The organism is Pseudomonas kilonensis (assembly GCF_001269885.1).
Taxonomy (GTDB): Bacteria; Pseudomonadota; Gammaproteobacteria; order Pseudomonadales; family Pseudomonadaceae; genus Aquipseudomonas; species Aquipseudomonas kilonensis.
The window spans coordinates 145,982-169,225 of the sequence record NZ_LHVH01000023.1 but is presented as its reverse complement, the minus strand read 5'-3'; the positions used below and the strand labels follow the sequence as shown (position 1 = coordinate 169,225).

Genomic DNA, 23,244 nt, shown 5'->3' with positions numbered 1-23,244 from the left:
GCCGCCAGGGACGCTCCGCGTTCCGCTTCTGGAAAGTGACGCAGAGCGTCACAGGATGCATGCCCACGCGGAGCGTGGGAACGATCGGGGCGCGGGGCCTGTGGAAGATCGTTCCTCACGCTCCGCGTGGGAATGCCGCCAGGGACGCTCCGCGTTCCGCTTCTGGAAAGTGACGCAGAGCGTCACGGGATGCATTCCCACGCAGAGCGTGGGAACGATCGGGTCGCGGGGGGCTGTGGAGATCGTTCCTCACGCTCCGCGTGGGAATGCCGCCAGGGACGCTCCGCGTTCCGCTTCTGGAAAGTGACGCAGAGCGTCACAGGATGCATGCCCACGCGGAGCGTGGGAACGATCAATTGTGCCGTCGCCGTCTCAACGGTTTAGCCTTCGAGCCCGCGTTGTTCGATCACGCCAAACACATCCGCCACATCCTGCACCAGGATCCGGGCGACGTTGGTGATGGTGTTGATGTCGCTCGATGCCGAATCACGCAGGCTGCTGCACGCCACCAAGGTCAGGTAATCGAGCGTGGCGTGCAGGCGTTCGCTGGCGCAAGCGTGGAGTTCGGGGAGTGGCGCTTGGGTGTCGATCAGCAGGACGGGGTGGGTGGTGGCGGTTTGGGTGAGAGGGGTGAAGCGGCTGGATGGTTGATTCGTTGTCATAAGGTTGCACTCATTCGATAGAAAGAATCGCCACCTTTTTGCTGCGAATCAAATGGGTGGCAGTTGCGCGAGGGTTCGCAGACCGAGGAACCAATCCAAAAACTCGGCAGACCCGAAAGTCTCCCGCGCACAACCGCCATAAAATGAACGCGGGCAAGTTTGCCTGAATTTCATTTGACGGTATTCAGATTTGTTCACGCGGGCTGCGAAACCCAGCCACCGGCCAAAGCCAGCGACGACCCAACTATAGAAGTCGATCCCAGCCCCCACAACCGACCTGTAGGACGCACGCCCCCCCTGTGGCGAGGGAGCTTGCTCCCGCTCGGCTGCGCAGCAGTCGCAAAACCGGCGCCTGCGGTGTGCCTGGCGAAATAAGGTGCCTGGTTTGGGGCCGCTTCGCAGCCCAGCGGGGACAAATCCCCTCGCCACAGAGGTAAATTCCTACGAGATTTTCGGACCGATTTTTGCCGCTACCACTGGAGTGCATGGCTTTCTGTGGGAGCAAAGCTTGCTCGCGATGCAGACACCTCGGTTCCCCGGAAGACCGCGTCGTCTTCATCGCGGGCAAACCTTGCTCCCACAGGAACAGGGCTCCCACAGGAGGCTTGCGGCGAGTATTTTCAGATTTTTCTAGCGACAGCCGCGAAAAAAAAGCCCTGATATCCTCCGCCAACAACTCAGGCAGCCTTGCGTTCAGCAGGCGGTGCCGAAGCTCCTCGAGGGCGCTGTCGGGGATGTCGATGGCGAAAGGCTCGATGAGCCTGCGTGTTTTCGTCCTGATTACCCAACATCTGAAAATGATAGGACATGGGTCGCAAAATCATCTTCTACCGGCCGAAATCCGCAGCGAAGGTAAAAGGCTGCGCCTTCCGGTGTATCCGTGGACAAACGCACCACACTGAAGTTTTGCGCTGCATACCCAAGAAGCCGCTGCACTAACGCTTTCCCCACATGTTGACCCCTTGCTGCACGCCAGACGTATACCCTACGCAGCCTGCCGATATCCGCCCCGGCATAGGGATCATTTGACAGGCCACCAATGGCAACCAGCTGCCCATTGCTGAAAGCTCCAAAAAGACCCTCCCCGGGTTGATCGAACCGATTGGAACCGTCTTTCCAATCAGCAATCAGGCGCGTGAGAAACCTGAAACCTTCCGTTATTGCCTGCGCTTCTAGCCGCAGAATTTCCGGGGGAAGTGCTGAGATCTGACGTATCGCGAGTTCATCCGTTGGTGTAATCATTGGAGATCCATCTGACTGAACAAATCGAGCATCAAAAACCGGCATCGATTCTAGATGTCGCGGCGGCTGCATCTTGCTGGATCTGAGAAAACAACCAATCAACAAAAACCTGCGTCTCAGCCACCGCATCCCTGGACACCCCGTAGTAATAGCGGGCTAACGGCAGGCGCAACGACGGCAGTGGACAGGTCAGGCGCCCGTTGGACAAATCCCTGCCCAGCAGCGAAACCGGACACAACGCTACGCCCAGCCCATCGACGGCGGCCTGCAGCACGAGGTGCATGTGATCGAATTGCAGGGTCGGCAGGTTGTTCAATGGCTCGATCCCTGCGTGTTCCGCCCAGTCTTGCCAATCGCTGCTGCGCGTCCTGCCCGACAACAAGGTGTGCCGGGCCAGGTCGTGGACGTTTTCCAATGGCACGCTGCGCAGCAACGACGGTGCGGCGACCAGCAGCAGGTCGTCTTCCAGCAGCACCGTGGGCTGTACATGGGGCGACCAGCCGGCGTGCCCGCGACGGATGACCACGTCGAACGTTTCCCGTGATGGATCGGGAGGCCGGGTGCTGGTGACGACGTCGGGCTTGATGTCTGGATGGCGCGCCATGAAGTCGGGCAATCGCGGGATCAGCCAACGCACCGCGAAGGAGGGGCGCACGTTGATGGTCACTTTGCGCTGGGCAGCGCTGCGCGTCAGTGCGCTGGCGGCGTTGGCGATCTGGGTCAGCGCCTCGCTGACCTGCTCGTAGAAAACCCGACCGGCCGGGGTGAGCAAGGACTGGCGGGTTCGACGTTCGATCAGCAGCACGCCCAAGCGCTCTTCGAGCAACTTTACGTGGCGGCTGACGGCGCTGTGGCTGACGTGCAGCTCTTCGGCGGCGCGGCTGAAACTCTGGTGGCGAGCGGCAGCGGCGAAGGCGCGGACGGCGTTCAACGGGGGGAGGTTGGTGATCATGTGTCTAATTTAGTCACATAGGCGCTGCAATTAAAGCGTTTGTCAGCGTCCCGGTGCCACGCCACCCTGAAGGCCACAGTAATTCGCCTTCAATGTGGAGTGATGCATGGCCGGTTACGGACTTTTTCTGATCCTGGCGACCCTGACGGTGCTCAGCCCGGGCCCCGGTGTGGTGCTGACGATTTCCAATGCCTTGCGCCATGGCTGGCGCGGCGCACTGCCGGGCATCTTCGGGATCGCGTCGGGCGCGTTTATCGTGGCGGGTATCTGCGCCAGCAGCTTGGGGTTGATCCTGGCCGCCTCGGCAACGGCCTTCACGCTTTTGAAATACATCGGCGCGCTGTACTTGTTGTACCTGGGCATCAAGATGTGGCGCACCCAACGCTTCGTGCCCGAACTCACGGTCACGTCCACGCGCCCGTGGCGGCGATTCGGCGAGGCGCTGTCGATCCAGTTGCTCAACCCCAAGGCCGGGTTTTTCTTCCTCGCCGTGTTCCCCCAATTCATCAAGCCGGCGGGTGACTACTACAGCCAGTTCTTCTTGCTGGTGTCGTCCTATAGCGTGCTTGTGGTGCTGGTGCATTGCGGTTATGCGCTGATGGCCAATGGCGCCAGGGGCTGGCTCTCGTCGAGCCAGGGCGCCAGGATTGTCGGCAAATTGTCGGGCATCACCTTCCTGGGGTTCGGCGTGCTGATGGCGTCTGCCAGCAAGTGACGAGTACAGGTCAGCGCCGCCCCGTCCGCGTACTCACGTCCACCCACACCGCCAGCACCAGAATGCTGCCTTTGACGATCATCTGCCAATAACTGTCGACGTCGAGCATGGACATGCCGTTGTCCAGGCTAGTGATGACCAGCGCGCCGAGGAGGGCGCCGTAGACCGTGCCGGAGCCGCCGCGCATGGAGGTGCCGCCGATGAAGCAGGCGGCGATGGCGTCGAGTTCGCCCATGTTGCCGGCCGAGGGTGAGCCAGCGGCCAGGCGTGCGGTGTTGACCACGCCGGCGAGGGCGCACATCACGCCCATGATGCCGAAGATCCACAGCTTCACCGCCTGTACGTTGATGCCGGACAGGCGCGTGGCTTCCATGTTGCTGCCCACCGAATAGACACGTCGGCCGAACACGGTCTGGCTGGTGACGTAGCTGAATACGCCCAGCAGGATCAGCAGGAGCAGCACCGGCACCGGGATGCCGTCGTAACTGTTGAGGGTATAGACGAACCCGGCCAGCACTGCGCCGATCACCACCACGCGCAAAACGTCGCGCACCAGGGAGTGGGCCGCGAGGCCATGGAGGGCACGGTTGCGCCGCTGTTTCCAGGTCAGGAACAGGGTCAGGGCGAACAACAGGATGCCGAGCCCGGTCCCGACCGTGTGCGGCAAGTAACCCTGGCCCACGTAGACCAGTTCCGGTGACACCGGGGCAATGGTGGTGCCGCCAGTGACTCCCAGCAGGACGCCGCGAAACGCGAGCATGCCACCCAGCCCGACGATGAACGATGGGATGCGCAGGTAGGCGGTCATGTAGCCGTTGCCCAAGCCGATCACCAAGCCGCACAGGGCCACCAGGCTCAGGTTCGCCAGCAGCGGGATGTGATAGACCACATCGAGAATCGCCGCCAGGCCACCCAATAGCCCAAGCAATGAGCCCACCGACAAATCGATTTCGCCACTGATGATCACCAGCACCATGCCGCAGGCAAGGATCCCGGTGATGGACATTTGCCGCAGCAGGTTGGAGAGGTTGCGCGGGGTCAAGAATCCGCCGTCGGTCTGCCAACTGAAGAACAGCCAGATCAGCGCCACGGCGATCACCAGCGCGAGCATTTTGTAGCGGGAAAACAGCTGTTTGACCTGATTCATCTACGCGGACTTCCGATCATTATTGTTATGGCCATCGGGATGGCTGAGCGCGGCGGCGAGCACCTGTTCCTGGGTCAGTTCGTGGTTGATGAAGTCGCCGCGCAACTGGCCTTCGCCGATCACGAGGACGCGGTCGGAAACCCCCAGCACCTCGGCCAACTCCGAGGACACCATGATGATCGACACGCCTTCGGCCGCCAGCGCGCCCATCAGCTTGTAGATCTCGTACTTGGCGCCGACGTCCACGCCGCGGGTGGGTTCATCGAGAATCAGCACGCGGGGTTTGGTCAGGAGCATTTTCGCCAGCACGGCTTTTTGCTGGTTGCCACCGGAGAGGCTGGTGATCGGCAGGAACGGGCTCGCGGTCTTGAGGTGCATGCGCGCGATTTCCTTGTCGATGCTGCCCAGTTCGGCTTCGGCGTCGATGCGGGTCAGTTTCGAATAATTGTCCAGCACCGCCAGGGTGATGTTCTGGCCCACGCCCAGGTCCGGAATGATGCCTTGGCGCTTGCGGTCCTCGGGGACCATGCACAGGCCGGCGCGGATTGACTTGAGCGGTGTGCGCGTGTCGATTTTTTGGCCGCCGAGCCAGACTTCACCTTCGTAGCGGCCGGGGTAGGCGCCGAACAGCGCTGACACCAGTTCCGTGCGGCCGGCGCCGACCAGCCCGGCGATGCCGAGGATTTCCCCACGCTTGAGAACGAATGAAATATCGTCGACCCGTTTGCGCCTGGGGTTGTCGACGTCGTAGCAGGTGACGTGGCGCGCCTCGAAAATCACCTCGCCGATGTCGTGGGGTTCGGTGGGGTAGAGGTTGCTCATTTCCCGTCCGACCATCTGGGTGATGATCTTCGGGATGCTCATGTCCGCCATGGCGGTGGTAGCGATGTGTTTGCCATCGCGGATCACCGAGATGGTGTCACACACGGCGGCCACTTCATCGAGCTTGTGGGAGATGTACACGCAAGCGACGCCCTTGGCCTTGAGGTCGCGGATGATGTCCAGCAGCACCTCGATTTCCGAACGAGTCAGGGCCGAGGAGGGCTCATCGAGGATCAACAGCCGCGCCTGCTTGTTCAGCGCCTTGGCGATTTCCACCAGTTGCTGGTAGCCACCGCCGTACTGCGAAACCGGCAGCGAGACGTTCATGTCCGGCACTTTGAGTTCACGCATCAGGGCTTCGGCGCGGTGGATCATCGCCGGGTAGTTCATGCGCCCGCCGGGCAGCGTGAGTTCGTGGCCCATGAAGATGTTTTCAGCCACCGACAGGTCGGGGACCAGGGTCAGCTCCTGGTGAATGATGACGATCCCGGCGGCTTCGGTTTCGCTGATGGACTGCGCCTTGAGCGGCTGGCCGTCCCAAAGAATCTCACCCTCCCAGGTGCCGTAGGGATAGACCGCCGACAGCACCTTCATCAGCGTGGATTTGCCGGCGCCGTTCTCACCGCACAGGCCGACACACTCACCCGGCCTGACCTTGATGTCGATGCCGTTCAGGGCTTTGACACCACCAAAGGTTTTGACGATGCCGTTCATTTGCAGCAGGTAGTCGGACATGGCAAGGACTCATGAAAAAGGGCTCACACATCAGCAGTGGGGCAGGTGTGACCTTGTGGGAGCGGGCTTGCTCGCGAAGGCGGTATGTCAGGCACCATCAATGTTGACTGGTGCACCGCTTTCGCGAGCAAGCCCGCTCCCACAGGTCTCCAGGGTTGCCCCCAAGTCACTGCCCGGCGATCTGCGCCTTGGTATAGAACCCGTCCTTTTCCAGCAGGTCGATGTTGTCCTTGGTCAACGGCGTGGGGGTGAGCAGGATGGTGTCGACTTTCTTGCTGCCATTGTCGTATTGCGAGCTGAAGGTCGGCTTCTCGTTGCGCGCCAGTTGCACCGAGAGCTTGGCGGCTTCGGAGGCGATCAGCTTCAGCGGCTTGTAGACGGTCATGGTCTGGGTGCCATCGATCACCCGCTTGACCGCTGCCAGGTCAGCGTCCTGGCCCGAGATCGGCACCTTGCCGGCCATTTTCTGGGCGGCCAGGGCCTGGATGGCGCCGCCGGCGGTGGCGTCGTTGGAGGCGACGATGCCATCGATCTTGTTGTTGTTCCGGGTCAGGGCGTTTTCCACGATGCTCAGGGCTTCCGTGGGGTTCCATTCCTTCACCCACTGCTGGCCGACAATCTTGATGTCGCCCTTGTCGATGGCCGGTTGCAGCACCTTCATCTGGCCTTCGCGCAGAACCTTGGCGTTGTTGTCCGTGGGCGCGCCACCGAGCAGGAAGTAGTTGCCCTTGGGCGCGGCCTTCAGCACGCCGCTGGCCTGCATCTCGCCGACCTTTTCGTTATCGAAGGAAATGTAGGCGTCGATATCGGCGTTGAGGATCAGTCGGTCGTAGGACACGACCTTGATCCCGGCCTTCTTGGCTTCGGCGACAGCGTTGGTCAGCACGGTGGCGTTGAATGGCACGATGACGATCACATCGACGCCGCGGGAGATCAGGTTTTCGATCTGCGAGATCTGCTTCTGCTCGTTGGCATCGGCGGACTGGACGAAGACCTTGGCGTCGAGTTTTTCCGCCGCCGCGACGAAGTAGTCACGGTCGCGCGACCAGCGTTCCAGGCGCAGGTCATCGATGGAAAAACCGATTTTCGGATGGGCCGCATCGGCCATGACCGGAAGCGAGAGCAGGGCGAGGGCGCCGGCGAGCAGGGTACGTTTGAATGTATTCATGTGGTGCGTCCTTTTATTGTTGTTTGAAAGACACTGCCTGACGATGAGCGTGATACCGGGTAGAACTGTAGAGCGTTGCAGCGCGCCGTGGGCACAGATTTGTCGCGCGAATGTAACAGCGCCTGTGCCCCGACGATTGCCCGTTGTCAGGGGTAGATGAAGCGATTGACCACGTTCTCGAGCATCTCCTGGCGACCGCTGACGGCTTGGGGATTCAGCTCGTTGGTGAAGGCATGCTCGGCCAGTGATTCAAGGCTGAAGTCACCGGCCAGTAGCGCTTTGCCAAACGGTTGCTGCCAGCCGGCATAGCGCTGGTCCTTGAACTGTTGCAACTGATCGTTCTGCACCATGGCCGCCGCGCGTTCCAGGGCGAGGGCGAGGACGTCCATGGCGGCGACGTGGCCGTGGAACAGGTCGATATCGTCCAGGCTCTGGCGCCGGACCTTGGAGTCGAAGTTGAACCCGCCATTGCCGAAGCCCCCGGCCTTGAGGATTTCATAGGTGGCCAGGGTCATTTCCTCGACGCTGTTGGGGAACTGGTCGGTGTCCCAGCCGTTCTGCGGATCGCCGCGGTTGGCGTCGATGCTGCCGAAGATGCCCAGGGAGACGGCCGTGGCGATCTCGTGATGGAAGCTGTGCCCGGCCAGGGTCGCGTGGTTGGCTTCGATGTTGACCTTGATCTCGTTTTCCAGGCCGAACTGTTGCAGGAAGCCGAACACCGTGGCGCTGTCGTAATCGTACTGGTGCTTGGTCGGTTCCTGGGGCTTGGGCTCGATCAGCAGGTCGCCCTTGAAGCCGATCTTGTGCTTGTGCTCGACCACCATGCGCATGAAGCGGCCCAGCTGTTCGCGCTCGCGTTTCAGGTCGGTGTTGAGCAGGGTTTCGTAACCTTCACGGCCGCCCCACAACACGTAGTTGGAGCCTTTGAGACGCTGGGTGGCGTTCATGGCGCTGAACACTTGGGCGGCGGCGCAGGCGAACACCTCCGGGTTCGGGTTACTGGCGGCACCGGCGGCAAAACGCGGGTTGCTGAAGCAGTTGGCGGTGCCCCACAACAGCTTGATCCCGGTCTCTTCCTGATGGCGCTCCAGGTGGTCGACCATCTGGGCGAAGTGTTCGCGGTACTCTTTGAGCGAAGAGCCTTCCGGGGCCACATCGGTGTCGTGGAAGCAGTAGTAGTCGATGCCCAGCTTGGAGAAGAACTCGAAGGCCGCTTCGGCCTTGCCGATGGCCACTTCCATGGGATCCCCGGCGTGCTGCCACGGGCGCTTGAAGGTACCGGCACCGAACACATCCGACCCCGGCCAGACGAAGGTGTGCCAGTAGCAGACCGCCATGCGCAGGTGCTCGCGCATGGGCTTGCCGAGCACCAGTTTGTTGGCGTCGTAGTGACGGAAGGCAAGCGGCGAATCGCTGGCGGGGCCCTCATAGCGAATCTTGTCGACAGCGGGGAAGTACGACATGGGCGAGTTCCTTTTTATTCTTGGCGGTGTCTCGATACTAACGCCGGCCCTGTGGCTGCTGATTATGAAAATCACCAACGAGCAGTTCGATTTTGAGTATTGAGGTTCGCTGCTTGCGCGCCTAGTCTGTGTGCATCGGCCCAGGGTTAAAGCAATGAAAACCGTCCCGCCCGTTCACCGCATTGCACTGTTGTTCAACGGCAGCAAGATCTACGACCGCGGCATCATCAGCGGTATCGGCAACTACCTGAGCAGCACGCGCGCGTCCTGGGACTTGTTCCTCGAGGAAGATTTTCTCTGTCGCTTGAAAGGCATCGAGCGCTGGCAGGGCGACGGGATCATCGCCGACTTCGACGACCCGCTGATCGGCGAGGCGCTGGCCGGGATCAAGCTGCCGGTGGTGGCGGTGGGCGGCTCCTATCAGGACGAACGCGCCTACCCCAAGGGCATTCCCTATGTCGCCACCGACAATGATGCGTTGATGACGTTGGCCTACGAGCACTTGATCGAGGCCGGCTTGACCCGCTTCGCCTGTTTCAGCCTGCCTGAGGCACAAGCCAATCGCTGGGCCCAGGAACGGGAAAAAGCCTTTCGCCGGCTGGTGCAGCGCGATGGCCTGCACGCCGAGGTCTATCGTGGCATGGGCACCAGCGCGCCGCTGTGGGACAGCGCCGTTGAACAGCAGATCGCCTGGTTGCAAAGCCTGCCCAAACCCATCGGTATCATCGCCGTCAGCGACGCCCGCGCCCGGCAGTTGCTGCAAGCCTGCCTGACCGCCGGGATCGCCGTGCCCGAGCAAGTGGCGTTGATCGGCATCGACAACGACCCCCTGACCCGCAGCCTGACACGGGTGCCGCTGAGTTCGGTGATCCAGGGCACCGAAACCATGGGTCGCACCGCCGCGCGCCTGCTCCATCAAATGCTGCACGGCATGCCGTCCACCGGCACGCAGATTCTGGTTCCGCCTGATGCGATCAACGTACAGGTGTCGAGCCTGCATCAACCGTTGGGCAACCCTTATGTCATGCAGGCACTGCTCTTCATCCGCCAATACGCCTGCCAGGGCATCAAGACGGCCCAGGTGGCGGCCTATGTGGGAGTGTCGCGCTCATCGCTGGAAGCGCACTTTCGCAAGGAGCGGGGTTGCAGCGTCCACGACGAAATCCTGCGCTTCAAACTGGCCGCCGCGGCCAACGGATTGGAAAACACCAACTCACCGATTGCCGACATCGCCCAGAACTGCGGCTTCAAATCGGCGCAATACCTGCACACCGTGTTTCGCCGCGAGTTCGGCTGCACCCCTCGGGAGTATCAGCAGGGAGCAAATGCGGCCACTCACTGACCCACGGCCGAACCGCTCCTGATGAGCTGACACACCACCCAATAGCTCTTGTGGCGAGGGGATTTATCCCCGCTGGGGCGCGAAGCGGCCCTGAAGCCTGGCACCCTGGTGTGTCAGACTAATTGAGTTGACGACCTGGGGCCGCTGCGCAGCCCAGCGGGGATAAATCCCCTCGCCACAAAAAACAGGTCTGCGCCTGATGAGTTGGCACACCAACGAACCGCTCTTGTGGCGAGGGGATTTATCCCCGCTGGGGCGCGAAGCGGCCCTGAAACCTGGCACCTTGGTGGGTCAGGCTAATTGAGTTGACGACCTGGGGCCGCTGCGCAGCCCAGCGGGGATAAATCCCCTCGCCACAAAAAACAGGTCTGCGCCTGATGAACTGACACACCACCCAATAGCTCTTGTGGCGAGGGGATTTATCCCCGCTGGGGCGCGAAGCGGCCCTGAAACCTGGCACCTTGGTGGGTCAGGCTAATTGAGTTGACGACATAGGGCCGCTGCGCAGCCCAGCGGGGATAAATCCCCTCGCCACAAAAAACAGGTCTGCGCCTGATGAACTGACACACCGACGAACCGCTCTTGTGGCGAGGGGATTTATCCCCGCTGGGGCGCGAAGCGGCCCTGAAGCCTGGCACCCTGGTGTGTCAGGCTAATTGAGTTGACGACCTGGGGCCGCTGCGCAGCCCAGCGGGGATAAATCCCCTCGCCACAAAAAACAGGTCTGCGCCTGATGAACTGACACACCAACGAACCGCTCTTGTGGCGAGGGGATTTATCCCCGCTGGGGCGCGAAGCGGCCCTGAAACCTGGCACCCTGGTGTGTCAGGCTAATTGAGTTGACGACATAGGGCCGCTGCGCAGCCCAGCGGGGATAAATCCCCTCGCCACAAAAAAACAGGTCTGCGCCTGATGAGTTGGCACACCACCGAACCGCTCTTGTGGCGAGGGAGCTTGGTCCCGCTGGGGCGCGAAGCGGCCCTGAAACCTGGCACCCTGGTGTGTCAGGCTAATTTGCTGCGCAGCCAGCGGGAGCAAGCTCCCTCGCCACAAAGGGACAGTGACCCACCACAAGGGGTACACCTCCGCGTCTTCCTTGTGGCAAGGTTGCGGGCTTCATCGAATATTTAGGGACGGATGGAATGACGCTCAGGGTGATGGTGGTCGGTGGGTATGGAAACTTCGGCAGTATCGTTTCCAGGCACCTGGTGGCGATGCCAGGCGTACAGTTGGTGATTTCCGGACGTGACGCCCAAAAACTGCAGCACAAAGTCGATGAGTTGAACGCTCAATCGGGCGCTGTGTGTGAAAGCTGGTGCGGCGACGCCATGGGCGCGGGCTTCAAATCTGTCCTGGGCTTGATGAACATCCAATGGGTCATCCATACCGGTGGCCCATTTCAAGGGCAGTCCTATGCCGTCGCCGAGAACTGCATCGACGCGGGCGTGAACTACTGCGACCTGTCCGATTCCAGGGCCTTCGTCACCGGTATTAGCGCACTCGACGCCCGGGCAAAACAGGCACGCGTCGCGGTCCTCAGTGGTTGCAGCTCAGTGCCGACGCTTTCGGCCGCCCTCATCGATCAGCAGCGGCATCGCTTTAAACGCATCGACACGATCGAACATGGTATTTCCTCTTCGGCCAAGATGCCGGGGTTGTCCACTGTCGAAGGCGTTCTGGCCTATGCAGGCAAGCCGATCAAGCAACTCCGGAATGGTCGGGTACATGAGGTCCTGGGATGGCAGGACCTGACGCTTCGTAGAATGCGTTATATGGGGACCCGGGTACTGGCCAATGTCGACGTGCCGGACATGGATATCTTTGCCAGCCGCTATGGTGCCCAGACCCTGAGCTTCAAGGCCGGCTCAGGCCTGAAGCTCGGCGGCATTGCCAACTACCTGCTGGCCCAGGCAATGCGGATGGGGATGGTACGTGACCATGCCCCTTGGGCCGCCAGGCTTCATCGGTGGGGGCTCTGGTTCGAACGATTTGGCGATGGCAAAAGCGCAATGTACATCGACGTCCATGGCATGGGGGCCAATGGCGAACCGTTGTCGATGAACGTGCAGCTCACCGCCATGAACGACAAGGGGCCGGAGATTCCCAGCTGCGCAGCCGTTGCCTTGGCGGCAAAAGTCGCCCAAGGGTATCGGCCCGAACCCGGTGCTCGGGCCTGCGTGGGTGAAATCACCGTCGACGAATACATGGCCGCCATCAACGATCCCGAAAACTTGAACCTGTCCGTTCACTTCTCTGAGGCGCAGGGCTGACAGATGCTCTATCTTTGCCTGAAGTACCTCCACATCATTGCTGCCATTTTCCTCTTCGGCTTCGGCATGGGGTCCTATCTTTACCTGATCGCGGCCAGCCGCACCGCCAACCCTCAGGTCATTGCCCACGTGGCCAGGACGGTCGTCCAGTTCGACACTTGGATTACCACGCCGGCGGGCTTTATTCAGATAGCGACGGGCTATCTGTTAATGAGACTGGCCGGACTTCCCCTGACCACGGAATGGATAATGACGTCGTTGATCATTTTCTTTTGCGTGGGGGCGCTGTGGCTTCCTGTGCTGGTGCTTCAGAAGCGTTTATACGTGATGGCTTCGAGCGCGGTTGGGGACGGGCAGGCGCTCGATGATCGATACTCATCCGTGTATCAGAAGTGGTTCTGGATGGGCGTTTTTGGATTCTTGGGGATGTTTGTCATTGTGCTGATCATGGTGACGAAGATGACGCCACCTCAGTGGATCGAGCTACTGACGGGCTAAGTACCGATCCGTTCCACCGGATTGCTCCCAGGCGTTGGAGCCTTCAAGAAACGCCGCTCATGATCCGGGCTCGGCAAAAGGCACACGTCGTATTTGCCAAACAGCCGATAACGATTCAGGGCAATGCGATCATAGGCCCAGTCCCGAAGCCTGCGGGGGACGTAGCGCAGCAGCTTCATCGGGCGCCAGGCCCAGGGCAGCAGGGCTACGACTTCAAAAATCGCCTCCGAACGCACCCAGTAATGCTGATCGCGAACCACGGCCATGGTGTCGAACTGCTGCAAGGGCAGGCCCGCCCAGGCAAGTAGGGCTTGCCCTTCGGGCGACTGTACGGAGGCCAATCGCACGCGTCGGGCGTGGTCATGGCGGATCAGGAATTTCGCCCAGCCATTGCATAGTTTACAAACGCCATCGAACAGGACCACTGTCTCGCCTGGCTTGAGCAAGGGCGCGGGTGAGGGGCGAGTTTGGGAGATGGGCATGAATGTGTGTCTACATGGCGCTTGGTTATCCGGATAATACGCGTGTTCCAGCGTCAAAGGGCGTCCCGAAGGGTTGCTCGACCATGATGATTTCAAAGGCATGATCCGATCCATGAGCGATGACATCTACAACCTGTTCACACGCTTCCAGACCCCCAATCCTGACATCGGCCCACGGGAGCGGGTGCCGATGCTTGCCCAGGAGCAGGCCTGGGCGCGTGAGCGTGCTGCCATGCATCGTTTCAGCTGGATCGTGGTGCTGGTGCCGCCGTTGTGCCTGGGCCCGGTGTTGCCGGGCATCGCGTTTCTGCTGGGGCTGCTGGTCTATCAAGGGTTATCCGCCCCAGGCGTCGACCTTGACCGAATCGTCGGGGATTCCCTTGGCTGGCTTGTGCTCGCCACTTTGCTGTTCATGGCTGCCTGGGTCCTGCATAACTACTTGCGCGATAAGCGCGACCCGACCAAGCGATATTGGCAATCGATGCCTGATCAAGGGCTGGTCGAGCTCGAACACCATACCCTGGTCTCCGGCATCTGCCTGTGGTCCAACGACTATGACCCGGATTGCAATACCCTCATGCAATGGTCCGACGGCAAGGTGAAGTACGTGCAAGACAGCGGTGTGTCGCAATGGATCCTGGCCAAGACCGCGGCGGGGCACTGGCTGGTGCTCAAGGAGGAGTTTTCGGGCGACTTCAGCTACGGGCGGGTAGGGCAAATGCCTGCACCGGACAAGCGGCTGCAACCCCTCCAGCATCTGGCGATTGCTTTCGCCCCCGGCACGAACCTGCAGTTGGGCCGACGTTTCGACGGTGCGCCGATGCCGTTGGTGGAGACGCCGTACTGGCTGTCTGCCGATGAACTCAAGCGCCTGGACGAGGCCGCTCATCACTGGAATTTTTTACCGCCGAACCGCTATGGGGTGGTCAATGCCGAGGATGCCGCGTGGGTGCAACGGTTGCTGAACAGGGCGCAAGCGAGCGTTGGGCCTGTAGGAGCTGTCGAGCGAAGCGAGGCTGCGATCTTTCCCAGACATTTGAGCCACAAGTGAAAAGATCGCAGCCTTCGGCAGCTCCTACAGCGCAGCCCAGCGGGAGCAAGCTGAAGCGAGCACATTCCTGGAAGTCCGGCCTGTCCTTGGCCGGGTGCTAAAGCCACGTATCCACCACCCGCCGATCCAGTTCCTCCCAATCCGCCATGCCCAGTACCCGAGTGGTGTTCAACCCGCGCAAATAACCGCGCAGTTGATTGGCCGTGGCGCGCCTGAGCTCCGGGTCGGGTTCGGTGCCGCTCAACAGCACGCTTTCGTACTGGATCAGGTAGTCCGCCACCCGCTCACGGAAGTCGGGCAATACCGCGTCGCGAATCAGATCAAACGTTCTCATGGCTATACCTCATCAATCTTTCTCGGCTTGCAACTATTGCTAGGAGTAATAGTGACCATTACCAAATGCAAGTTCTGCTTTGCCGGCAATCATTGGAAAATCAGCGCCATCGAACACGCAGCCCATTTTTTTATTTTCAGGACCCGACCCATGCGCCCTTTATTTTTGCTTGCCCTGGCGTTTTCCCCGTTGTTGCTGGCCGGTTGTGCCTCGGCGCCGAACGACCCGACCTTGACCTTGCAGACCAGCAAGACGCCGGCTCAATACGCTGAATGCGTCGTACCGAAATTGCAGGGCAATGCCTTGAACCCGATGGTCTCGCAGACCCAGCGCAGTTACCGCATCGTGGTGCCGAGCAAAGTCTCGGCAGATAACGTGCTGGAAGCCTACAAGGCTGGCAGCGGCGGCAAGGTGTTCATCTACGAGCGACATTTGCTGGCCTCCAACCTCTTGCCTTCGAGTTTTGAACGCGCCGCACAGGAATGCATCTGACCGGCCCGTAACGTTTTTCACTGTGCTCCTTTGGTTGGCCGCAACCAACCAATTCCCTTGCCCCGCACCGTCCTCGGTCGCGGGGCTTTTTTTGCCTGCCGGTTTCAGGTTGGCCCATCATCCGCCCGGATGAACGCGATGAACGCTTTCAGGGCCGGTGGCACATGGCGTCGGCTGGGGTAGTAGAGAAAAAACCGGCTTGGCGGTGCTTTCCATTGCGCAAGCAGTTCCGTGAGCAGCCCATTGCGGATGTCATCGCGCACCAGCTCCTCGTAGACGTAGGCAATCCCGGCGCCATCTTTTGCGGCCTGGATCATCAGCGCATCGTCTTCAAGAATGAGCGGGCCGGTGACGGACAAGCGCATCGGTTGCCCTTCTGCCTGATACTCCCAGGCATAGAGTTTGCCGCTGGGAAAACGTCGGGCGATACAGGCATGGTCGAGCAAGTCCCGTGGAGCCTGGACCATCCCCTTTGCGGCCAGGTAAGCCTGTGAAGCGACGGTCACGAACGATTGAGGAGGGCCGACAGGAACGGCAATCATGTCGCCGGCCAGGCTTTCGCCAAAACGCACGCCAGCGTCAAACCCGCCGTTCACGATGTCGGTCAAGCCATCATCGGTGACCAGGTCCAGTTGAATACGTGGATACCTGGCCACGAATGGCGCGAGCACTTTCGCAAACACCGCACGCGCCGCCGGACGCGCCACGTTGAGGCGAAGCTTGCCGGCCGGCACTTCCTGCATTGAGGTCAGTTGCGCCAGCGCATCGGCAACCTGCTGCAGGGTCGGGGCCAGCGTTGCCAATAACTGGTGGCCGGCCTCGGTCGGGGTCACGCTGCGCGTGGTGCGGTTGAGCAGCCTGACACCCAGGCGCGCTTCCAGTGCACGCATGGCGTGGCTCAGTGCCGAGGCCGAAACGCCGCGCTCGTCGGCGGCCTTGCGAAAGCTGCGATGGCGAGCGACGGCGGCAAAGGCATCCAGTTCGGAAAGATCGGGGTGCTGACTCATGAGTACTGTTCAGTAGTTCAAATACGATTACCCATCTTATCGTCATGAGATCGCTCGCGGATACTGGCCCACATCATCTGTGGAGAACTCGCAATGCAAAAGAATCGTCTTGGATCATCGGATTTTCTGATTTCGCCCATTGGCCTGGGAACCTGGGCCATTGCTGGCACCGGCTGGGAATACAGTTGGGGCGCGCAGGATGACGAGGACAGCCTGGGCGCCCTTGAATATGCCGTCGAACGCGGTGTGAACTGGATCGATACGGCGGCGGTTTATGGTTTGGGTCACGCCGAGCAACTGGTTGGGCAACTGTTGCGTCGGGTGCCAGCTTCACGGCGACCGTTGGTGTTCACCAAGGGCAGTCTGGTCTGGGACCCGGTCACCAAAGCGATCTCGCACTCGCTGGCGCCTCAATCGCTGCTCGCCGAGGTCGAGGCAAGCTTGCGCCGGCTGCAAGTCGAAACCATCGATCTTTATCAGATCCACTGGCCGGCCTTTCCTGCAGATGGCAGCAGCGAAGGAATCGAGAGTGCGCTTTCGGCGTTGGCCACCGCCCGCGAACAGGGAAAAATTCGCGCTATCGGCGTCTCCAATTTCGATGTCGCGCAACTCCAGCGGGCCCAGGCGGTGACCGAGATCGTCTCTCTCCAACCGCCTTATTCCGCCCTGATGCGAGACATCGAGAAGGACGTCCTGCCATTTTGCGAGGAGGTGGCAATGGGGGTCTTGGCCTATTCCACCCTTCAATCGGGACTGCTTTCCGGGAGCATGACGCGCGAGCGCATCGCCCAATTGCCCGATGACGATTGGCGCAAGGCCCGAAGCGCGGACTTCCAAGAGCCTCGCTTGAGCGCGAACCTGGCGCTGGTCGAGGTCTTGGCCGGTATCGGTGAACGACATGGGGTGAGCGCGGCGGCAGTGGCCATCGCCTGGGTGCTGCGCAAGCCAGTGGTGACCGGTGCCATCGTCGGTGCCCGTCGTCCCGGGCAGGTCGATGGACTGATTGCCGGCGCACAGCTGCGCCTCAGTGCCGAGGAAATCGATGAGATTCAACCTTTCCTGCCCTTGGGTATGGGCACGAATGTCCCTGGGGCCGCTTGACCTCTGACGTTTGGCAGCCCGCTTGAACAAGCGGGTTTGACGCCTCGCTGCATAACCGGCACTATTTGCTCGTTTGTGATCATTAGTGCTCGTTTATGCAGGTTGTAGCATCATGACTTCTCCTCACGAAGCGTTCCCCGGCGAACGCCAGCAATTGATCAGCCAGCGTCTTGCCCGGTATGGCCGGGTGATCGCGGCCGACTTGGCCAGCGAATTCAATGTGTCCGAGCACTCGATACGGCGTGATCTGGGCGCATTGGCAGCGGCGGGGGTGTGCAAGCGCGTTTATGGCGGCGCGATACTCTTGCCCGCTGTCGAAGGGTCGTTGGACGTACGCGTACGCAAAGACCCGGCGCGCAAGGGCAGTCTCGGCCAAGCGGCCGCGGCACTGCTGCGCGCGGGCCAGCACGTCTTCATCGACGCCGGGTCAACCAACCTGGCCGTGGCCTGCGCCATCGATCCGCAACTTCAGTTGACCCTCACCACCAATTCGCCGTTGATTGCGGTTCAGTTGATGAAGCTGCCCCGCGCTGAGGTCATTCTGCTGGGTGGCCGCTTGAGTCCAAACGCGGGGGGTGTGATCGGGCTGACGGCTGTCCAGCAATTGCGCCAATTCAGTTTCGACGTGTGTGTCCTCGGCGCCTGCGCCATCGATCCGGACAATGGCGTCACGGCGTTCGGCCTGGATGACGCGGAGTTCAAGCGCGCGGTGGTCGCGGCAAGCGGGCAGGTGATTGCGGCGGTGACCAATGAGAAGCTCTCCAGCGTTGCCCACTATCAGGTGGCCTCCTGCGAAGAGGTCGCCACCCTGGTGGTGGAGCACGATGCGCCCCGGGAGCGACTCGAACCTTTCTTCGGCCGGGTGACCAACGTCGTGACGGCAGCCAGTGAGCCGCGGCACAGCTGAGGTCTTTGCTGCACGGCTGTTGCCCAATTGCGCAGGACAATCGTATAGAGACTGCACGGCCCCCATTGTCCGCCGGGCGATTTGCGTCTAGTTTGCTGGCCGATCACAAGTACAAAAATCAGGAGTCATCGATGCAACCGATTCGTCTCGGGCTGGTGGGCTACGGCAAAATTGCCCAGGATCAACACGTTCCTGCCATCCACGCCAACCCTGCGTTCCAACTGGTGGCTGTCGCCACGCAAGGGCAGCCTTGCGCCGGGGTGGAGAACTTCCGGTCCCTGGGCGAGTTGCTCGAAAGCGGTCCGCAGGTCGATGCCATTGCGTTTTGCACACCGCCACAAGGTCGCTTCGCCCTGGTGCAACAGGCGCTGGCGGCAGGCAAACACGTGTTGGTGGAAAAACCGCCGTGCGCGACCCTGGGGGAGGCGATGGCGTTGGTGGAGCAGGTCCGCGAGCAAGGCGTCAGTGGCCTGTTCGCCTGGCATTCGCGTTACGCCCCGGGCATCGAAGCCGCCCGTGACTGGCTGGCGAGTCGCACCTTGCAGAGCGTGCAGATCGACTGGAAGGAAGACGTGCGCAAGTGGCACCCCGGCCAGGCATGGATCTGGCAACCCGGCGGCTTGGGTGTGTTCGATCCGGGTATCAATGCCTTGTCGATAGTGACCCATCTGCTGGCGTTGCCGCTGTTCGTGGAGTCCGCCGAGTTGCGCGTGCCGGACAACTGCCAGTCGCCGATTGCCGCCAGCATCAAGATGGCCGACGCGCGCCACCTCGATATTCGTGCGGAATTTGATTTCGACCATGGTCATGACGAGCTCTGGAGCATCGAGATTCGCTGCACCGAAGGCGTCCTGCGCCTGGACAACGGCGGTGCACTGTTGAGCATCGACGGCGTGGGCCAGGCTGTTTCCGAGGAAGGCGAGTACGCAGCGGTGTATCGACATTTTCAACAACTGATTGCCGAGCAAACCAGCGACATGGACCTGCAGCCGCTGCGGTTGGTCGCGGACAGCTTTTTTGTCGGCAGCCGGACGGCGGTCGAGCCGTTCTACGATTAATCCAGGGAATTGCAGTTGAACGAACAGACCTTGTCCATGCGCCTGGAGCGCGTGGCGGCGCATATGCCGGCGGGCGCGCGACTGGCCGATATCGGCTCGGATCACGCTTACCTGCCGGTGGCCTTGCTGCGCCGTGGCGCCATCGTGATGGCGGTGGCTGGCGAGGTGGCGCTGACGCCGTTTCGCGCCGCCGAACGCACCGTTGGCGAGAATGGCCTGGAACAGCAGATCAGCGTGCGCCTGGCCAATGGCCTGGCGGCGATCGAGCCGGAAGACGGGATCACGGCGATCAGCCTCTGTGGCATGGGCGGCGAGACGATCCGCGACATCCTGGACAGCGGCAAAGCGCGGTTGAGCGCTCAGGAGCGCCTGATCCTGCAACCCAATGGCGGTGAACAACCGCTGCGCCAATGGCTGATGGAGAACGACTACCGCATCCTCTGCGAGGAAGTGCTGCGGGAAAACCGTTTCTACTACGAGATCATCGTCGCCGAGCGCGCCGGGCCGGTGACGTACACGGCCGAGGAGCTGTACTTCGGCCCGCTGCAGCTGCAAGCCCGCACCCCGATCTTCCTGGCCAAGTGGCAGCGCCTGCTGCGCCAGAAGCAAAAGACCCTCACCAGCTTCGCCAAGGCGCGGCAAGCCGTGCCGGAAGAGAAGCTGCAAGAGGTTGCTCGGCAGGTCCGGTGGATCAGCGAGCTGTTGGCCGCCTGAGACCTTGTGGTGAGGGAGCTTGCTTTCGCTGGGCTGCGTAGCAGCCCCCCGTTGGTGAACGCTGCATTCAGAGCACCGAGACCGATGCCTGCGCCAGGATCGTCTCCTCGATCAGCGCGGCGACTTCCTTTGCCCCGAAGCAGCGAAACTTGATGCACTGCTCGTCAGTGTCCAGTCGGACGATATGGGTGATAAGACTCTTTTCGAATCTGACATTTCGGATCGATGCCAATGGGACCTCAATATCCAGGGTTCCATCTTGGGCAATTCGATTCATCCAATTGGCGTTCAAGTGAATCGTGGTCGGGGTCAGCAGCATCTTCCCGCCTACCCAAAGTCCCCCGTGTTTTTCCTTGAATTTCTTCAGTGCCTTGCCCAGCACACCCGCATCGCCAGCCCCAGCGATAGTAAAAAAAGCCTCGGCGTTGTCTTGATTCAACTCAGCGTCGACCACCAGAAAACCGACCCCCTTGGACTTCACAATTTTTTCCAGCATCTACGCATTTCCTTGAAGTATTGATGTTCCATTTCGACAGGCATTACGACGATTGTCGCTAATGTCCCCGCCTTGTCATTACCTACTGACCGACCACTGAATAGTGTTTGATACGACACGCATACGAGTTACCGTCGCCTTTACAAACGCCATCCAGGTAGCGGTAGTCCACTCGTACCGACTGCCCTTTGCCGGGCCATTGTCGGCGGGGCAGTGTGGCTTGGTAGTCCGGGGTTTCCGGGGTGAAGGTGAGCGATGAGCCTTGTGCAGGACACTCCACCGAGGCGGATTTCGGCCGGGCTTTCACGATCTGCGCCTGAAGCTGCGGATAGGGTTGTTTCAGGACCTCGACGATACGCAGCTCCATATGGCAGATCTGCCACGTCGAGGCCTGGACGGGCTCGCACAGGAAGGGGAGCGTCAAGGCAAGCAGTCCGAGGCACGCTGCGTGAGTGTTCATGGTTACCCTTGTTTGAGGTGCTGGCGTTCGCGAAATCATCGTCTGGTATTGCACCTTTGCCTGATTCAACCGTAAAGCCCCATCAGCGAGAAAGACTTGTCAGTGGTCAGTGCGACAATTTCGGCCAGCGAATGCAGGAGCACCGGCACCAGCAGGCCACCGCTGACCACTCTCGCAACAGCGAATACGCCTCCACAGGCGAAGATCAGCGCGACAGTCATCCAATTCCCGTATTGGATGTGCATGCTGGCGAACACGGCTGACGTGACGATGATCGCGATCCATGTCCAGGCACGGCTGTTCTCGTAGGGGAACAGCCGGAGCATGTAATGGCGGAAAAACAACTCTTCAGCGATGGGCGGCAGCACGATCAGCGAGGCGATCTTGATCGTGGCCTGCCAACCGTTGAGCCCCTCCAGGAGCTCGGCCATGAACACTTCTCGCGGCAACCCCAGCACGAATATGGCGACCCCGAAAAGCAGGTAGGCCCCAATGATGCCAAGCGCCCCCCACCGCAGGGGGTTGCGTATGGAATGACCACGCCATTGGGTGCGCGCATCGGCACGGTATTGCAAGGCGAAGAGGGCGAGGAGAACGAGCGCGGTGATACCGGAGGTTGTCGTGAACGCCAGGTAGGCCTGCATGTCTGCGGGTACGAAAAGGACCTCGGGCACTGCTGCCAGGAAGACGACCAGGGTGGCAAGCGCAAACATCCCGAGTCGGGGAAAAAAGCGGTAGGGCGATAAAGTGGAGGCGGATGCCAACTCAGAGGCGGTACACAGATTCGTCACAGTCACTCCATGAGTGCAAGGAAAAAGGCATGATGCCAGTGTTTTGATCTTCTGGGATGAGCGCCTATCGACTTTGTGGACGGCCTGCTCAGGAATGCCCCCCAACCGGTTTCGTCGTACTCAACCGCGGCGCTGCCGAATGACGAATCACACTAAGAATAGCCAGCGTCGCAACCACCAACCCAGGAGACGTCGCCAGCAATACGGCCGTGGTCCCGCCCCCGGCCGCCAGGATCTGCCCGGCGGCCAGAGGCCCGGCCACCGACCCCAGGCGTCCGATGGCCACTGCTGCACCAACCCCCGTCGCACGGATGGCCGTAGGGTAGGAGGGCGGTGCCAGGGCATAGAGGACCAATTGCGCGGCCATGACGAACAACCCGGCGGCGAACCCGGCAATGGCCATCGGCACGATGCCGACGGACAACCCGACCCCGGCCAGGGCGCTCAGCAGGCCGGCATAGACGAACAGCACCACCTTGATGCCGTTGCAGCGGTCCAACAACAGGCCGCCGAGCAACGAGCCAAGCGCTCCGCCGATGTTGAACAGCATCTGCACCAGGCCAGCCTGGGGTTTGCTGAAGCCTTGTTCCAGCAGCAACGACGGTAGCCAGTTGAGCAACATGTACATCACCGTCAAGGTGAAGAAATAACTCAGCCACAGCGCCATGGTGGTACGGCCGCGACCTTCACCGAACAGCGCCTGGGCGGTGGAATCGCGCGATGAACCACCATCCTGCGCCTGGCGAAAGGCGCTGGACTCGGGGAGCCACAAGAGCATCAGCGGGACCACCAGCAAGGGCGCCAACCCACCGATGAAAAACGTCATCTGCCAGTGTTCGCCAAACAACATGGCGACCACTGCCGCCAATGCACCACCCAACGGCACGCCCGCATACATCACGCTGATGGCCGTGCCCCGGCGCTGCTCGCCCACGGCTTCGGCGCACAGGGCGATGAGGTTGGGCAGGGCGGCGCCCAGGCCCAGGCCGGTCATGAAGCGCACCAGCAAGAGGCTGGAGAAGTGTTCGACATAAGCGGTGCTGAGGGAAAACACGCCGAACAGCAAGACCGCGGCGACGAGGATTTTCTTGCGACCGATGCGATCCGCGATCCAGCCACCGAAGAACGCACCTGGCAACAGCCCGATGATCCCGGCGCTGAATACCCAGCCCATCATCTTCGGGTCGAGGGCAAACGTCTGTCGCAGCCCAGCGGCTGCGGTACCGGCTGACTGCAGGTCGAAACCCTCGATCAATGCAACGATGAAACACAAGGCGATGGTCAGCGTCGCACGACGCGCCGGCTGGTTCATGGCAAATCCTCTTATTGTTTTTG

Annotated in this window: 24 protein-coding genes; 10 read left to right on the top strand and 14 right to left on the bottom strand. The window is 61.0% G+C overall.

The window, feature by feature from the left end:
* Positions 1-380 precede the first annotated feature (380 nt).
* From AD662_RS16370 to gcvA, 3 genes are all read right to left on the bottom strand, one after another.
* Positions 381-662 (bottom strand): hypothetical protein, encoded by a 282-nt coding sequence (locus tag AD662_RS16370; protein WP_053188858.1) that lies wholly within the window; start codon positions 660-662, stop codon positions 381-383.
* Between the two features lie 780 nt (positions 663-1,442).
* Positions 1,443-1,904, bottom strand: a complete 462-nt coding sequence (locus AD662_RS16365; protein WP_018612814.1) for a GNAT family N-acetyltransferase — start codon at positions 1,902-1,904, stop codon at positions 1,443-1,445.
* 31 nt (positions 1,905-1,935) lie between these two features.
* Positions 1,936-2,856, bottom strand: coding sequence for a transcriptional regulator GcvA (gene gcvA, locus AD662_RS16360; RefSeq protein ID WP_053188855.1), 921 nt, complete (start codon positions 2,854-2,856; stop codon positions 1,936-1,938).
* 106 nt (positions 2,857-2,962) lie between these two features.
* On the opposite strand from gcvA, the gene AD662_RS16355 reads away from it, so the two are divergent.
* The gene (locus AD662_RS16355) at positions 2,963-3,571 is read left to right on the top strand and encodes a LysE family translocator (protein ID WP_053188852.1); all 609 of its coding nucleotides are present in this window, start codon (positions 2,963-2,965) and stop codon (positions 3,569-3,571) included.
* Positions 3,572-3,581: 10 nt separating this feature from the next.
* Here the strand turns inward: AD662_RS16355 and AD662_RS16350 are convergent, their stop codons facing one another.
* The 4 genes from AD662_RS16350 to xylA all read right to left on the bottom strand — a co-directional run bounded on the left by AD662_RS16350 (position 3,582) and on the right by xylA (position 8,906).
* On the bottom strand, positions 3,582-4,718 hold the full coding sequence (locus AD662_RS16350; protein ID WP_018612820.1) for a sugar ABC transporter permease: 1,137 nt from the start codon (positions 4,716-4,718) through the stop codon (positions 3,582-3,584).
* On the bottom strand, positions 4,719-6,275 hold the full coding sequence (gene xylG, locus AD662_RS16345; RefSeq protein ID WP_018612822.1) for a D-xylose ABC transporter ATP-binding protein: 1,557 nt from the start codon (positions 6,273-6,275) through the stop codon (positions 4,719-4,721). It abuts the gene before it with no gap.
* A 166-nt stretch (positions 6,276-6,441) separates the two neighbouring features.
* The gene (xylF, locus tag AD662_RS16340; RefSeq protein WP_013693217.1) at positions 6,442-7,443 is read right to left on the bottom strand and encodes a D-xylose ABC transporter substrate-binding protein; all 1,002 of its coding nucleotides are present in this window, start codon (positions 7,441-7,443) and stop codon (positions 6,442-6,444) included.
* A gap of 146 nt (positions 7,444-7,589) precedes the next feature.
* Positions 7,590-8,906: a xylose isomerase gene (gene xylA / locus AD662_RS16335; protein WP_053188850.1), complete on the bottom strand. Its 1,317-nt coding sequence runs from the start codon at positions 8,904-8,906 to the stop codon at positions 7,590-7,592.
* 154 nt (positions 8,907-9,060) lie between these two features.
* Here xylA and AD662_RS16330 point away from each other — a divergent pair, with 154 nt between their 5' ends.
* The 3 genes from AD662_RS16330 (at position 9,061) to AD662_RS16320 (ending at position 13,016) form a co-directional block, all read left to right on the top strand.
* Positions 9,061-10,248, top strand: a complete 1,188-nt coding sequence (locus tag AD662_RS16330; protein ID WP_053188847.1) for a XylR family transcriptional regulator — start codon at positions 9,061-9,063, stop codon at positions 10,246-10,248.
* A 1,142-nt stretch (positions 10,249-11,390) separates the two neighbouring features.
* On the top strand, positions 11,391-12,518 hold the full coding sequence (locus tag AD662_RS16325) for a saccharopine dehydrogenase NADP-binding domain-containing protein (protein WP_053188844.1): 1,128 nt from the start codon (positions 11,391-11,393) through the stop codon (positions 12,516-12,518).
* A 3-nt stretch (positions 12,519-12,521) separates the two neighbouring features.
* Positions 12,522-13,016, top strand: a complete 495-nt coding sequence (locus AD662_RS16320) for a DUF2269 family protein (protein ID WP_053188841.1) — start codon at positions 12,522-12,524, stop codon at positions 13,014-13,016.
* Here AD662_RS16320 and AD662_RS16315 read toward each other — a convergent pair.
* Positions 13,013-13,498 carry a thiol-disulfide oxidoreductase DCC family protein gene (locus AD662_RS16315; RefSeq protein WP_053188837.1) on the bottom strand — a complete coding sequence of 162 codons (486 nt, stop codon included), beginning with the start codon at positions 13,496-13,498 and terminating at the stop codon, positions 13,013-13,015. The genes AD662_RS16320 and AD662_RS16315 overlap by 4 nt on opposite strands.
* 112 nt (positions 13,499-13,610) lie before the next feature.
* Between AD662_RS16315 and AD662_RS16310 the strand changes: the two genes are divergently transcribed.
* Positions 13,611-14,549: a hypothetical protein gene (locus AD662_RS16310; RefSeq protein ID WP_053188834.1), complete on the top strand. Its 939-nt coding sequence runs from the start codon at positions 13,611-13,613 to the stop codon at positions 14,547-14,549.
* Positions 14,550-14,646: 97 nt separating this feature from the next.
* Here AD662_RS16310 and AD662_RS16305 read toward each other — a convergent pair whose 3' ends face one another.
* Positions 14,647-14,883, bottom strand: coding sequence for a hypothetical protein (locus AD662_RS16305; RefSeq protein WP_053188832.1), 237 nt, complete (start codon positions 14,881-14,883; stop codon positions 14,647-14,649).
* A gap of 150 nt (positions 14,884-15,033) precedes the next feature.
* On the opposite strand from AD662_RS16305, the gene AD662_RS16300 reads away from it, so the two are divergent.
* Positions 15,034-15,375, top strand: coding sequence for a hypothetical protein (locus AD662_RS16300; protein WP_053188881.1), 342 nt, complete (start codon positions 15,034-15,036; stop codon positions 15,373-15,375).
* 104 nt (positions 15,376-15,479) lie between these two features.
* Here AD662_RS16300 and AD662_RS16295 read toward each other — a convergent pair whose 3' ends face one another.
* Positions 15,480-16,382 carry a LysR family transcriptional regulator gene (locus tag AD662_RS16295; RefSeq protein ID WP_053188829.1) on the bottom strand — a complete coding sequence of 301 codons (903 nt, stop codon included), beginning with the start codon at positions 16,380-16,382 and terminating at the stop codon, positions 15,480-15,482.
* Between the two features lie 93 nt (positions 16,383-16,475).
* Between AD662_RS16295 and AD662_RS16290 the strand changes: the two genes are divergently transcribed.
* The 4 genes from AD662_RS16290 (at position 16,476) to AD662_RS16275 (ending at position 20,162) form a co-directional block, all read left to right on the top strand.
* Entirely contained in the window at positions 16,476-17,483 is a 1,008-nt protein-coding gene (locus AD662_RS16290) for an aldo/keto reductase (RefSeq protein ID WP_053188824.1), read from the top strand.
* A 112-nt stretch (positions 17,484-17,595) separates the two neighbouring features.
* A complete protein-coding gene (locus tag AD662_RS16285) occupies positions 17,596-18,390 on the top strand; it encodes a DeoR/GlpR family DNA-binding transcription regulator (RefSeq protein WP_053188822.1) in 795 nt (264 codons plus the stop codon).
* Between the two features lie 131 nt (positions 18,391-18,521).
* A complete protein-coding gene (locus AD662_RS16280) occupies positions 18,522-19,448 on the top strand; it encodes a Gfo/Idh/MocA family protein (RefSeq protein WP_053188816.1) in 927 nt (308 codons plus the stop codon).
* A gap of 15 nt (positions 19,449-19,463) precedes the next feature.
* On the top strand, positions 19,464-20,162 hold the full coding sequence (locus AD662_RS16275; RefSeq protein ID WP_053188813.1) for a tRNA (adenine(22)-N(1))-methyltransferase: 699 nt from the start codon (positions 19,464-19,466) through the stop codon (positions 20,160-20,162).
* 67 nt (positions 20,163-20,229) lie between these two features.
* On the opposite strand, the gene AD662_RS16270 is transcribed toward AD662_RS16275, so the two are convergent.
* The 4 genes from AD662_RS16270 to mhpT form a co-directional block, all read right to left on the bottom strand.
* Positions 20,230-20,658, bottom strand: a complete 429-nt coding sequence (locus tag AD662_RS16270; RefSeq protein WP_018601618.1) for a hypothetical protein — start codon at positions 20,656-20,658, stop codon at positions 20,230-20,232.
* An 82-nt stretch (positions 20,659-20,740) separates the two neighbouring features.
* On the bottom strand, positions 20,741-21,118 hold the full coding sequence (locus tag AD662_RS16265) for a hypothetical protein (RefSeq protein WP_018601616.1): 378 nt from the start codon (positions 21,116-21,118) through the stop codon (positions 20,741-20,743).
* 65 nt (positions 21,119-21,183) lie between these two features.
* Positions 21,184-21,909: a CPBP family intramembrane glutamic endopeptidase gene (locus AD662_RS16260; protein ID WP_053188810.1), complete on the bottom strand. Its 726-nt coding sequence runs from the start codon at positions 21,907-21,909 to the stop codon at positions 21,184-21,186.
* Between the two features lie 88 nt (positions 21,910-21,997).
* Complete coding sequence (mhpT, locus tag AD662_RS16255; protein ID WP_024617574.1) at positions 21,998-23,221, bottom strand: 3-(3-hydroxy-phenyl)propionate transporter MhpT; 1,224 nt, start codon at positions 23,219-23,221, stop codon at positions 21,998-22,000.
* Positions 23,222-23,244 lie beyond the last annotated feature (23 nt).